The sequence below is a fragment of the Bacillus inaquosorum KCTC 13429 genome (genome assembly GCF_000332645.1).
Taxonomy (GTDB): domain Bacteria; phylum Bacillota; class Bacilli; order Bacillales; family Bacillaceae; genus Bacillus; species Bacillus inaquosorum.
Window position 1 is genome coordinate 634,915 of sequence record NZ_AMXN01000002.1, and the last position, 12,493, is coordinate 647,407.

Sequence of the window (12,493 nt, forward strand, 5' to 3'; positions counted from 1 at the left end):
TTTTCCAAGCATCCTGGACGAATCTGCTCGAACAGCCGCGTATTGCTTAACAGGATTTGGCGGTTTCTGTATAATGAAAAGTACGATCAACCAGGAGGTGCTTTATTTTGAAATTGCGTCATCTTCTTTTAGGAGCAGGACTTGGCATTTGTACGGCAGTCGTTGTGAAACAATATGTGATGAAGCCTTATATTTCTTCAGAAAAAGCGCTTCGAATCGTAAAATCCGCTTTTAAACAGCGGGGGCCGATTGACGGATCATGGATTTACACGCAGCCCGAGCCTTACAATGTGAACGGAGAAACGGTACAGGTGTACAAAACCGGCATTACACGATCAGCTTTCGGAGAATTAGAGCAGTATGAAGTCATGGTGGATGCGAAAACGGGGGAAATTGTAGATGTCATTGATACAATCGCCTCTTAACACCGGACAAGCGTAAAATAAAAGCCGCTGCCCATGCAGCGGCTCTTTTTTATTATATCGCGCGAATCGGTTTATATACCGGATACCACATCGCGTCCTGCACAGCCTGTATGATGTCCTCAGGCTCTTCCGTCGCAACGCCTTCCTTAATTGCGGTTTTAGCGACTTCAACTGCGACGGTTGCCGATACAGTCCGCAAATCCTCTACTTTCGGAAGCATCGGCGCGCCAGGCACCCCGACATTGACCATACTTGCAATCGCCCGGGCACATGCTTCAAACATGCCGTCAGTAATTAATTTTGATTTGGTGACAATCGTTCCAAGACCGAGACCCGGGAAGACAAGCGCGTTGTTCGCTTGGCCGATATGGTACGTCACGCCGTTATATTCTACTGGAGGGAATGGGCTTCCTGTTGTAATCAGTGCGCGGCCTTCCGTCCATTCGATTAAATCCTGCGGTTTTGCTTCAGAAAGAGTTGTCGGATTTGACATCGGTAAAATCGCCGGTCGTTTTACGTGTGACGCCATTTCTTTTACAATTTCTTCAGTAAAAGCGCCGGAAACCGTAGATGTACCGATCAGAATCGTCGGTTTCGCCTGGCGGACCACCTCAGTGAGGTCAATGCCTCCGCCTTCTCCGTTCCGCTGATAATCCTTCACCTCATCAGCTGATCGGGCATAAGGCTTTTGGAAATCGAGAAGCTGATCCATATCATCTGTCAACAATCCGTTTCGGTCTATGCACCAGAAGCGCTGGAATGATTCTTCCTCGCTCAGTCCTTCGCGCACCAATGCTTCCCGCAGCTGTTCAGCAATTCCGATTCCTGCCGTCCCCGCTCCAAATATCACGACTCTGTGATCCCTCAGCGGCACTTTAGACGCTTTTGCACAGGATAAAACTGCCGCCAGTGAAACAGCGCCTGTACCTTGGATATCATCATTAAACGTACACACTTTTTCTTTATAGCGTTTCAAAATGCTGCGCGCGTTTTTCGCTCCAAAATCCTCCCAATGCAGCAGTGCATTTGGAAATGTTTCTCTTGCCAGCGCAACATAATCGTCTATAAATTGGTCATAGCGTTCCCCGCGCACTCTGGAATGCTGGTTGCCGACATAAAGCGGGTCGTTCAGGAGGCTCTCCTGATTCGTCCCCGCATCTAAAACGACAGCCAGCACTCTGCTCGGATCAATCCCCGCAGCCGCTGTATAAACCGCTAGCTTGCCGATAGAAATTGCGATTCCTCCGACACCCCAGTCACCGATTCCTAAAATTCCTTCCGCATCAGTTGCAACAATTAAATCGATCGTATCACTTTGATCTTTATACTGTTTAAATGCTTCTCTCATACCGTCCGGATCATCGATTGACAGATAGAGTCCTCTTGGCTTTCTGTATTCATGGCTGTATCTTTGGATAGCCGTTCCAACCGTTGGTGTGTAGACAATCGGGAGCATTTCCCCTAAATGATCATTTAACAGGCGGTAAAACAGCGTTTCATTCCGATCATGCAGTGCTGTTAAATAGACATTTTTGCTCAAATCGTCAGGCTGTGCGGAAAACTGTTCGTACGCTCTTTTCGCCTGCTCTTCAATCGTTAATACCTTTGGCGGCAGAAAGCCTTTTAAGCCAAGTTCTTTTCTTTCTTCCTCAGTAAAAGCAACACCTTTGTTCAAAAAAGGAACAGAGAGTACTTCAAGGCCTCTTAATGTTGTTTGAATGTCTCCTTCGTTTGTTACTGTAAATTGTTTCACCCTGCCTCTTCCTTTCTGAGCATAATTAGTACTAGGTTTGCATTATTAGCCGGAAATCATGCAGGGTAAACATAAAAATATGCTATTGCTTGATTCGCTTCACTGAATCTTTGATGCTTCCATCCTCATCCCATTTAAGCGCGCGATATTCGGCATCATGATAAAAAATAAACCATGCGTCTTTTTCCGCTGCGAATGCCTGCCATTTCTGCTTTTGCGGTATAGAGGTCATTGGATAATCATCGTAAGCCAGCACCCATAGCGGATTGCGGTGGGCGTGTGTCGGCATCAGATCTGCCATATGTACGGCGGTTTCACCCGCATCTTCGCATATAAGAACACTGTGGCCGTCACTATGGCCTCCGGTGTGATGCATCGTAATTCCCTCTGTGATCGTTAAGGTGTCTTCAAAGGTTTTGACTTGGCCGGCAACTGCCTCCCAGTTTTCTTTCCAGTACGTATTTTTCGATCTGATATTCGGATGGCGCATTTCATTCCATTCAACAGCTGATGCATAAATCACTGCATTCGGAAAGACAGAGATGAGTTGTTCATCTTCATATTCCGTTAAACCGCATGCATGGTCGAAATGAAGGTGTGTCATAGCGATCACGTCTATATCAGCAACCGTTAATCCGAGTGCCGCTAATGATGTTTTCACATTCGATTCTTGTGTCACGCCATAGTTTCGTTTTTGTTTATCAATCAGCTTGCCGGACCCAATTCCGGCGTCGACGATGATCTTCAGCCCGTCCTTTTGAATGAGGATAGGGTCTGTCCTTAGTTCAATCTGGTTTTTTTCATTGACTGGATATTTTTTAGACCAAAGCGGCTTTGGAACGACGCCGAACATGGCGCCTCCGTCCATATGTGTCACGCCTCCGTCAAGCCAGGTTAACGTCATGTTTCCAATTTTCATTGTTTCCATTTTCATCCCCCCTGTCATCATGGTAGCAAACGGCCCATAAAAAAAACAGACTCCTGTAAGAGTCTGTTTTACGTTCTCCATTCAACCTCAGCCCGATAGATCGGCTGGCCGAGTGCTGAGAATTTTTCTTCATATTCTGTCATAACATTGCCTTCCAGGTTGCTGTTATGCAAATCGAGACTGACGTATGTCAGCAGCAGGCCGTACTCGGAGAAGCTCTTCAAAGAGTACTCAAACAAGCCGCGGTTGTCCGTTTTAAAATGAATCGCTCCGCCTTTTCCCATCACTTCTTCATATTTTTTGAGGAAGTGGGAATACGTCAGACGGCGTTTTTCGTGGCGTTTCTTCGGCCAAGGATCAGAAAAGTTCAAGTAGACCCGTTTGACTTCACCCGGCTCAAACACATCTGTCAGCGTGTCCGCATCTATATTCAGAAGCTTTACATTCGGCGCTTCACTGTCTTTTACTTTTTGAACGGCTGTCACGATGACGCTTTTAAATAACTCAATCCCAATATAATTGATGTCTGGATTTTGTTTGGCCATTCCAGAAATAAATTGCCCTTTCCCTGTCCCAACCTCGATATGGATCGGATTGTCATTGCCAAACACTGTGTTCCATTTTCCTTTATAATCAGCAGGATTGCTGATGGCAATATCTGCGTTTTCAGCCAAAAAGTCATCAGCCCAAGGCTTGTGGCGCATTCTCATATGATTGACACCTCTATCTATTATTTCGACTAACAACATACCATGAATTAAAAAGACCCGCAAGCTCGTTTTTCCAGTGTGCCTGCTAAGGCTGAGCATATAAAAAAAGAGGTTCCTGTCTGCAGGAACACTCCTTTCACATGTATAAAAACGCTCTGTTTTGAACAATTTAACCCGTAGGATACTGAAGGGATGTGTACCGTTATGGGCTTACATTATGAGCATCAAGTTCATTTATTGAAGGATATATTGACTGACCATCAATTGGACTGCTGCGGAACCGTCGCAGAGTACGAGCAGCTTGAGCGTGTGATTAAATCGCTGATGGCAAACACCGAGCTTGATTCAAACTTCAAAAACGTGCTGGAAGATGTTTACCGTTACAGCCAATCAGGAATATCATCCAAATCCATCGACTCACACATACAAGAGCATCAGAACAGCCTGTCTCAATGGGTAGAGCAAATGGATTCGTATTCCTGATTATTCAACGATACGTTTCATGAGAATATGCAGTTCTTCCATTGCATCATGGAATTCCTTATCATTGCCTTTTGCTTTATGCCACGCAATGAAAGTGATTGTTTCAGATAACACATACCAAGCCATTCGTAACCGCAGGCCTTCCGTTAACTCAATGCCGTACATGCTCAGCCAGCTCTCCCAAGCTGGCTTTTCGACGTAGTGGTACAGCAAAGGCCCGAGATCCATCGCCGGATCAGCGATCATGGCGCCGTCCCAGTCAATTAAATACAGCTGGTTGTCTTCAGACAATAGCCAGTTATTATGATTGACATCACAATGGCAAACGACTTTCTCACCGAAATGCACTTCATGCAGATGTTCTTCTAAATACTTGATTCCTTCTTGAATCAGCGGCGAAGATTGCTGCACAGCAAATACAGCCTGCTTCAGCTGAGACAGAAGAGCCCCCGGGTTCAGCGGTTCTTTTCCAAGTCTTTTCAGCATGTCCAGCAAGGCTTTTGATGTGTGTATTTTACGAAGCAATTCAGCTACGGGCCGTCCGCTCATATCTTTAGGCTTCAGCTCTCTGCCGGTCATCCAGTGCTGAGCCGTAATGACGTCTCCATTTTCCATCCGTTTTGTCCAAACCAGCTTCGGAACAATGCCTTCGGCGGATAAAACAGCTAAAAAAGGTGAGCTATTACGTTTTAAAAAAAGCTGCTGCCCGTTATGTTTCGCATAATATGCATCTCCTGTAGCTCCTCCGGCGGGGAAGATCTCCCAATCGCTACCTAGTAATTGTCCCAACCAGTTCATATCAATGTTCAACCCATCATTTCTTAAAATATTTTAGAATAAAGGCTAATCGTCTCTAGTCTATCCAGCGAGTGCCTTTTTCGTACGAATCGTATGAAAATAAAAAAGACAGCTATTGAGAGTCTCATATGCTAATCAATAGCCGTCCTTTAAATTTTAGCGCTATAGCACAAACTTCGTCAAGCAAAACTCTTAAGATCTGATGCTAAATATAAGATAACCGTTCCGATGCCGTTTACCGCAACCGCTTTCTTGATTTCTTTCGGGTCATGCTGAAAACCTGATGTATCACTTAAAAGCCGGTACGTTTTGTCGTTTGGCAGCTTCCATTCCATGGAGTCCGGACTCGCGTGATGGATGACGATAATGTCTTCCCATTCGTCAACCGCACCGAGATCATAAAGCCTGTATGCGATGAGGTGCTTTTTTAGCGTCAAACATTCGAGATGGCGCTGGATGTCTGCAGCCGATCTGAGACGGAATGCCGGATGCGTTTTTCTCAGCGAGATCAGCCTGCGGATATAGTCAACATCTTCTTTGAACGTTTCACGCCGATCCCAATCCAGCTGGTTGATGCTGTCACTGGATTGATAGCTGTTTTCCACTCCGTGCTTCGTCCGGAAAAATTCCTGTCCGCTGTGAATAAACGGCACCCCCTGGGCAAGCAAGATAATCGAGGCAGCCAGCCTTTGCCTGCTTCTCTTTCGGCTGTCAGTTTCTTGAGAAAGCGCAACGCTCATTTTATCCCAAAAGGTGTGATTGTCGTGTGACTCGACATAATTGATAGACTGGCTGGGTTCAGGAACAACCGGTGCTAATGCCTTCCATCCGGAAGACCCGGCAATCCCATGCATAACGGTTTCAGATGCTTCACCGTTTCCGAGCGCAAAGCCGGCAGCCGTGAGGTGAAAGGTGTTCCCTTTCACAGCGTCACGAAACGTATCATTAAAAAAGCCGATGCCCGGCATTTTTGAAGCGTTCGGCAAGGTGGCTTTCTGTTCATGCGGCAGCGGTGTAGCCAAATCCCATCCTTCCCCAAAAAGCAGGATTCCGGGCTTTACCGCAGCTGCTTTTTCTTTGATATAAAGCACGGTATCAATATCTAAAATGCCGAGCAGGTCAAAGCGAAAGCCGTCCGCATCGTATTCCTCAAGCCAGTAGATGACGCAATCCGCAATGAACTTTCTCGCCATCCGCCTTTCTGACGCGATGTCATTGCCAACGCCGGTGCCGTTTGACGGCATCCCAAATTCGTCATGCCGAAAAAAATAACCGGGCACTGTCTTTTCAAAGGGGGAACTCTCCCTCTCATACACGTGGTTAAAAACGACATCCAGAATGACTCGCAGGCCATGCTGGTGAAGGGTTTTGATCATTTGTTTTAACTCTGTTTTTCTTGTTTGAGGATCATGAGGGTTTGAGGCATAGCTTCCCTCCGGGGCAAAAAAATGAAGCGGGTTATATCCCCAATTATAAGCATCAAGCGGCTTCTCTTCATCAACTCCGGCAAAATCATTCACCGGCAGAAGCTCTACATGCGTAACACCAAGCTCTTTTACATACGCCAGTCCGGAAGAACAGCCATTTGTGGTTTGCGTATCGGTTTCCGTCAGCGCTAAGTATTTTCCTTTGTTTTTCATGCCACTGTTTTTATGGATGGAGAAGTCGCGGATGTGCATCTCATAGATGACGGCATCCACAGGGTTTGAGAATGGTTTGACTGAGTCAGCCCATTTCATTTGATCCGGGCGCAGGACGACGCCCTTCTCTCCATTTAGCGTCACTGCTTTTGCATACGGGTCAACGGTTTCCGTCCACTCTGAATTGTTGCAGATACAGAACACATACTCATACCCGTGGAGATCGCCGGTGACAGTAACGGTGTAGACGCCTTTTTCCATCCGAATCATTTGGAATGTGCGCCCGCTTTTATTCGGATGTGAAAGCTTGACAGCAGCTGAGGATGCGGCAGGCGCCCATACTTTAAATTCAGTATAATCCGCAGTATAAACAGCCCCCAGCTCTCCGTCATAATAAAATGCATCATCAAACGCATCCGTCCGGATGACCGCGCCAATTTGGAGATCCGTTTTGTCGCCGCTGGACGCTCTGACGGCATGTATTTTTCCGAATGTCACCGGATGATCGGATACGCAGACGTATTTGTATTTTCCTTCAAGGCGGTATTCCTCCCTGACAGCCAGAGGAAAATCGGTTGTATCTGTCTCAAGCCGAAACGGCGGTGTCATGATTTCTTTTTGTTCAGCAGGAATTAAAACGGTAATGACATTCATATCATCGACATACGCTTCGAAGCTTCGGCGGATGCTGACCATCGGAAGCACTCTCCTCCAAACACGTTTATGTTTTGATCCTTAGGGGCGAAGGACTCGATGCCAGACGAAACGGGGTGGTGCCCATGATTTCTCCGTCAGCATGGAACGGAATTTTGTCCTTCGTGTAAAACGTAATGTCCTTTGTTTTAAACATCGTAACGCCGTCCATCTTTGTATGCTTTCCAAATGCCATCAGACATAAAAGCCAATATTTTTTGAAAAACGGCTGGTTTTCAACGATCACGATATCAAATGCCTTCTCGCGCGGATTTGCAAGCGGCGCCGCCTTCATGCCGCCCCCGTAAAATGGGTGGTTGGATACAATCGCAAACCAGACATCATGAAATTCGTGCGTCTCACCTTCCGTTGTACAGGCTAACGAAAACGGCTTAAAGGTCGCCGAGGCGTGCAAATGGGAAAGCGGATACACAAGAAATCGAAGGCGGAGAAAAAGAAAAACCCGTCTCAAAGGAAATTCCATCGCCTTTTTATTGACATATGCGTCAAAACCAATTCCGATATGATTCATAAAATAAAGAACGTGTGATTTATCTTGAAGGAAATTTACGCTTCCTAAATGGAAGGTTCGGGTTAACGGACGCTTCAGCTTTTTGATTTCCTGCATCAGATCGATTTTTTTAATAGAGAATCCTCGCGCAAAATCATTATACGCGCCCGCCGGCACAAAGCTCAGTTCTATATCGTCAACATCTTTCAGCCCGTTGACAACCTCATGCATCGTTCCGTCTCCGCCAATGACAATCAGGCGCTTCAGCTTATATTCCTGTATCGTTGAAATCTGTCTGGCGAGCACTTCGGCGTGCCCGGGATGTTCAGTTAAAAATGAGCGGTGCTCAATTTTCCGTTTGATTAATTCCTTTTGAATAGACTTCCAAACACGCAGGCCGTTTCGATGTCCTGCTGTCGGATTAATAATAAAAAACCAATGGCTCATCTTTCTCACCTGCTTATGTTATGAGAAAACCGCTCAAATCGTTCTCTTTTACTCCAGCCACTCTTGTCTGCGATAGGAGTCAGACATGCAGTAAGACAATAGAGCCTTTGCAGCCTTTACCTGATGATGTTTAATCGGAGCCGTGTTTTTCTTCTGCCGCTCAATCCATTCCTCCGCGCCCCGCTTATCCGCTATTTCTAAGCCGAATGGCGGCTCGGGGTAATCAATGTACGACGTTCTGCTCAGAAGCAATTTTCGAACCGGAATATCAGCCTGTTTTTCCTTTATGATCTTTGACACGACGGAGTCAGTGCGAAACAGGCTCAGCCCCGGATTTAACACTGATGCAGTCTGAGAGGCTGTTTTCTTCTCCCAAAAACGATTTTTAGACCCTATGTACACACTGTCTTCCTCCGCCTCTAAAAAAGAAACGCAATAAATGTCAAGCGGGGAAATAATCACAATGCTTAATTCAACCGCCGCCTGCTGAATTTGCAGCACGGGCTTATACATAATGAAATAAGAATCAGGCAGCTGCTGGGTCAGATAACGCAAAATGCGGTCCTGCTTCACCTGGTTTGAGAGATGAGATATTTCTGCTAGAGTTGAGCTTGCCCATTTGAGCTGAAAGTCATATAAATGCCTTTTATAAAATGAAGCAAGCGCCATCCTGCTCTTCGGCAGCCTTACATGTAAATCGTCTTCTTCCTCAAACCATTGGTGTCTCTCTTCTTGTATATCGGCTTTTATCTCTTCTTTTCTTCTTTTCAATGAAAATTTTTTTCGTTTCTGCACCGGCTCCGGCTCTTCGGCACTGGCTTGTCTTTCTTCATGCTGGCGCTCCGCTGCTTCTAATAGTGAAAGCCAGCGCTCTTTTTTCAGCCTTACAAACTGGTTGATATAATGGTACGGATCAAGCTCATATCTCGATATATAATCATGAATTTTGATGATTTGTGCCATGTTTGTTTCTCCACTCCGCAATGAATTAAGATAAATGAAATTTAAATATTTCCTCGTACTTTGGTGATTGATTCAAGTGTATTTGAAAGAGCGAAAACCGTTCAGTCATCATCGAAACCTCGCCGCTTTCAAACGGAACATGTGCCGGAAATCCTTCTTCGCCTGTCCATTTTCTAGCCAGCGTCATATGGGGGTGATACGGTCTTTTTTCCACTTGAAAGCCGGCTTGAAGAACAGCCTGTTTCGTATGTTCTCGCAACATTTCAAGCGTTTTGTTTTTCTTTGGCTCCAGGTGTAAAACACGCGGCCTTCTGCGGTCGCCGAATACATCTATTTTGCCAAACTCAATTGGAAACGGATCGGTTTCTGAAGCAATCGCAGCAAGCGAACCCTCAAGCTGCTGGATTTGTGTCTCATCCGCCGCTCCGAGAAAAATTAACGTAATATGATAGTCAAGCGGGTGCACCCATTTTTGAAACGTCAAAACCGGCTCGTTTTTCGCAGCCCGGTAAATCGGATTCGCAATTCCCTCAGGAATGGGAACGCCGATGAAATAATGAGGCCGTGTATCTGGCATCCGTCTGACACTCCCTTCTTTAACAGCTATTATTTTATCAATAAAGAGGCTGTGCGGATAGAGGAACAGTGTATGAAAACACTCTCGCACAAACGTTTATTATGTTAGGATATTATATGACACTTGTTTTATTCAGAAAGGAATGACAATGTTGAAAATCGTTGAAAATACAGCTGATCTGATAGGAGATACACCGCTTGTGAGATTGAATCGGCTTCAGCCGGAAAACGCGGCACAAGTCTATTTAAAGCTTGAATTTTTCAATCCGAGCGGCAGTGTGAAAGACAGAGCCGCTTATCAAATGATCATAGAAGCAGAACAAAACGGTCTGCTCAAGCCGGGCTCAGTTATTATAGAGCCAACAAGCGGAAATACTGGAATCGGGCTCGCCATGAATGCGGCGGCACGCGGATATAAAGCGATCTTAGTCATGCCTGATACGATGACGAAGGAACGGATCAACCTTCTTAAAGCTTACGGCGCAGAGGTTGTATTAACACCCGGAGCGGAAAGAATGCCGGGCAGCATCAAAAAAGCGAAGGAGCTAGCCGAACAAATTCCGAACAGCTATATACCAATGCAGTTCGATAACACCGCCAATCCTGACGCGCACCGGAAAACGACGGCGCCTGAAATTGCCCGGGCAATAGAGGAAATCGGAAAACCGCTCGGCGCTTTTGTCGCCTCTTCCGGAACGGGCGGAACCATTACCGGAACAGGTGAAGCGCTCAAAGAGCTTTTCCCGGATATCACGGTTCATGTTGTCGAACCTGCGGGTTCTCCTGTATTATCCGGAGGAAAACCCGGCGCCCATAAGCTTGTAGGGACGAGCCCGGGCTTCATTCCACCGATTTTAAATCAAGACGTATATGATGAAATTATCAAAATCTCTGATGAAGACGCCTATACGACGACAAGACGCCTCGCTGCTGAAGAAGGAATTCTTGTCGGGCCTTCGTCAGGTGCTGCCTGCTTCGCGGCAATCGAAACAGCAAAACGCCTCTCTCCTGACCAAGTTGTGGTCTGCATGACAGCCGATACAGGAGAACGGTATTTATCAACTGATTTATGGTCATTTGTTTAAAAAAAGGACTGGCTTCAGAAGAAGCCGGTCCTTTTATTTTGCAAGTTCGTAGATTGCCTGCGCATATAACGCTGTCGATCTAAGCAGGTCATCAATTTCAATATATTCATCCTTTTGGTGTGCGCTGTCAGGACGTCCGGGGAAGAGCGGGCCGAACGCGACACCTGCTTTTAAAGATCTGGCATAAGTCCCCCCGCCGATTGAGATTAAATCAGCTTTTTTTCCCAGCTGGCCTTCATAAACCTTTTGCAGGGTTTTGACTAACGGATGATCTGCTGACACATGATGCGGCTTGCTGTCTTTGAATTCTCCAAGCTCAAATTCAGATGCGCTCTCGAATGCATCGCGGATCACTTTGCTTTCTGCGGTCACAGGATAGCGGATATTGATTCCGAGCTCGCCTCCTTGCCCTTCCGTATAGCGCAGTGTTCCGACATTTAATGTCAGCTCGCCGCTGATTTCATCCTCGCAGTCGATGTTCAGTTTCTTCCCTCTTGTATCGTTTGAGAACTTGTCTGTCACGACTTGCACAAACCGCTGTCCTGCATCGTCAAGCTCAGCCTGCTGCAGAAATTCACATAATAAAATGCCGGCATTGATTCCATTGTTCGGTTCCATCGCATGGCAGGAAACCCCGTACATACGCAAAATAAGCTGGCCGTTCTTTATTTCAGCTTCCCCTTTTTGATCTGTCGTGCGAAGCATGTTTTTAAATGAAGCAAGTATCTCTTCTTTTTTCGGCCCTTCAATGACAGCTTCTGCAGCGTCAGGCACCATATTCAAGCGAAGGCCTGACTGAAACGAGACAAGCACTGCCTCTGAATCGGCTTGGTTTGAGCGGTGCGGGATAAGTAAAGAAGCATCAATGATCCCTTTTTCCGCGTTAATAATCGGAAAATCGGCGTCAGGCGCAAATCCCAGCGTTGGCATTTCTTCATGCTTGAAATAATGCTCCACGCATCTCCAATCGCTTTCTTCATCTGTTCCGATAATGATTCTGACACGCTTGGACAGCGGCAAATTCATATCTTTCACGATTTTCAGCGCGTAGAATGCCGCCATCGTCGGGCCTTTGTCATCAATGGCGCCCCTTGCATAAATCCGTCCGTTGCGGATATCAGCTGAAAACGGATCACTCGTCCAGCCGTCTCCTGGCGGCACGACGTCAACATGGCAAAGTACGCCGACAATGTCATCGCCCTCGCCCCATTCAATATGGCCTGCGAAGCCGTCAAGATTTTTTGTTGTAAAGCCTTCTTTTTCTCCAAGCTCCAGCAATGAAGTCAGGCTGGCGTTTACACCTTCTCCAAACGGTTTGCCGGGTCCGGCGGTTGTTTCATCCATTACACTGTTGATTTTCAAAAATTCCTGCGTATCACGAATTAAATCCTCTTTTTTTCTGATCACTTCAACTTCCCAGTTCATAACGATCCCCTTTCCGCAAGAAATGACTTGCAAAAACCAAATAAAACGAATAATAT

General features: G+C 46.2%; 12 protein-coding genes. 3 read left to right on the forward strand and 9 right to left on the reverse strand.

Annotation, left to right across the window (positions count from 1 at the left end; genetic code table 11):
- Window positions 1-107 precede the first annotated feature (107 nt).
- Window positions 108-425: a PepSY domain-containing protein gene (locus BSI_RS13350; protein WP_003223432.1), complete on the forward strand. Its 318-nt coding sequence runs from the start codon at window positions 108-110 to the stop codon at window positions 423-425.
- Window positions 426-477: 52 nt separating this feature from the next.
- On the opposite strand, the gene BSI_RS13345 is transcribed toward BSI_RS13350, so the two are convergent.
- The 3 genes from BSI_RS13345 to trmB all read right to left on the reverse strand — a co-directional run bounded on the left by BSI_RS13345 (window position 478) and on the right by trmB (window position 3,816).
- Window positions 478-2,178, reverse strand: a complete 1,701-nt coding sequence (locus BSI_RS13345) for an NAD-dependent malic enzyme (protein ID WP_003237922.1) — start codon at window positions 2,176-2,178, stop codon at window positions 478-480.
- Between the two features lie 82 nt (window positions 2,179-2,260).
- Entirely contained in the window at window positions 2,261-3,106 is an 846-nt protein-coding gene (locus BSI_RS13340; RefSeq protein WP_003237923.1) for a YtnP family quorum-quenching lactonase, read from the reverse strand.
- A gap of 68 nt (window positions 3,107-3,174) precedes the next feature.
- On the reverse strand, window positions 3,175-3,816 hold the full coding sequence (gene trmB / locus BSI_RS13335; RefSeq protein WP_003237925.1) for a tRNA (guanosine(46)-N7)-methyltransferase TrmB: 642 nt from the start codon (window positions 3,814-3,816) through the stop codon (window positions 3,175-3,177).
- Window positions 3,817-4,020: 204 nt separating this feature from the next.
- On the opposite strand from trmB, the gene BSI_RS13330 reads away from it, so the two are divergent.
- A complete protein-coding gene (locus BSI_RS13330; protein WP_003237926.1) occupies window positions 4,021-4,299 on the forward strand; it encodes a YtzH-like family protein in 279 nt (92 codons plus the stop codon).
- On the opposite strand, the gene BSI_RS13325 is transcribed toward BSI_RS13330, so the two are convergent.
- The 5 genes from BSI_RS13325 to thpR form a co-directional block, all read right to left on the reverse strand.
- A complete protein-coding gene (locus BSI_RS13325; protein WP_029316881.1) occupies window positions 4,300-5,097 on the reverse strand; it encodes a phosphotransferase family protein in 798 nt (265 codons plus the stop codon).
- 179 nt (window positions 5,098-5,276) lie between these two features.
- On the reverse strand, window positions 5,277-7,433 hold the full coding sequence (pulA, locus tag BSI_RS13320) for a type I pullulanase (protein ID WP_003237928.1): 2,157 nt from the start codon (window positions 7,431-7,433) through the stop codon (window positions 5,277-5,279).
- A gap of 25 nt (window positions 7,434-7,458) precedes the next feature.
- Window positions 7,459-8,388, reverse strand: a complete 930-nt coding sequence (locus BSI_RS13315; protein WP_003237929.1) for a YegS/Rv2252/BmrU family lipid kinase — start codon at window positions 8,386-8,388, stop codon at window positions 7,459-7,461.
- 48 nt (window positions 8,389-8,436) lie between these two features.
- Entirely contained in the window at window positions 8,437-9,351 is a 915-nt protein-coding gene (locus BSI_RS13310; RefSeq protein WP_003237930.1) for a hypothetical protein, read from the reverse strand.
- 25 nt (window positions 9,352-9,376) lie between these two features.
- Entirely contained in the window at window positions 9,377-9,928 is a 552-nt protein-coding gene (gene thpR / locus BSI_RS13305) for an RNA 2',3'-cyclic phosphodiesterase (RefSeq protein WP_003237931.1), read from the reverse strand.
- 148 nt (window positions 9,929-10,076) lie between these two features.
- Here thpR and cysK point away from each other — a divergent pair, with 148 nt between their 5' ends.
- Window positions 10,077-11,012 (forward strand): cysteine synthase A, encoded by a 936-nt coding sequence (cysK, locus tag BSI_RS13300; RefSeq protein WP_003237933.1) that lies wholly within the window; start codon window positions 10,077-10,079, stop codon window positions 11,010-11,012.
- Between the two features lie 33 nt (window positions 11,013-11,045).
- On the opposite strand, the gene pepV is transcribed toward cysK, so the two are convergent.
- Window positions 11,046-12,437 carry a dipeptidase PepV gene (pepV, locus tag BSI_RS13295; protein WP_003237935.1) on the reverse strand — a complete coding sequence of 464 codons (1,392 nt, stop codon included), beginning with the start codon at window positions 12,435-12,437 and terminating at the stop codon, window positions 11,046-11,048.
- Window positions 12,438-12,493: the final 56 nt, after the last annotated feature.

Excerpts from the sequence above, each read along its gene's own strand:
- pulA (WP_003237928.1), bottom strand. The coding sequence starts at position 7,433 with ATGGTCAGCATCCGCCGAAGCTTCGAAGCGTATGTCGATGATATGAAT.
- BSI_RS13310 (WP_003237930.1), bottom strand. The coding sequence starts at position 9,351 with ATGGCACAAATCATCAAAATTCATGATTATATATCGAGATATGAGCTT.
- thpR (WP_003237931.1), bottom strand. The coding sequence starts at position 9,928 with ATGCCAGATACACGGCCTCATTATTTCATCGGCGTTCCCATTCCTGAG.
- trmB (WP_003237925.1), bottom strand. The coding sequence starts at position 3,816 with ATGAGAATGCGCCACAAGCCTTGGGCTGATGACTTTTTGGCTGAAAAC.
- BSI_RS13330 (WP_003237926.1), top strand. The coding sequence starts at position 4,021 with ATGGGCTTACATTATGAGCATCAAGTTCATTTATTGAAGGATATATTG.
- pepV (WP_003237935.1), bottom strand. The coding sequence starts at position 12,437 with ATGAACTGGGAAGTTGAAGTGATCAGAAAAAAAGAGGATTTAATTCGT.
- BSI_RS13325 (WP_029316881.1), bottom strand. The coding sequence starts at position 5,097 with ATGAACTGGTTGGGACAATTACTAGGTAGCGATTGGGAGATCTTCCCC.
- BSI_RS13315 (WP_003237929.1), bottom strand. The coding sequence starts at position 8,388 with ATGAGCCATTGGTTTTTTATTATTAATCCGACAGCAGGACATCGAAAC.
- cysK (WP_003237933.1), top strand. The coding sequence starts at position 10,077 with ATGTTGAAAATCGTTGAAAATACAGCTGATCTGATAGGAGATACACCG.
- BSI_RS13340 (WP_003237923.1), bottom strand. The coding sequence starts at position 3,106 with ATGGAAACAATGAAAATTGGAAACATGACGTTAACCTGGCTTGACGGA.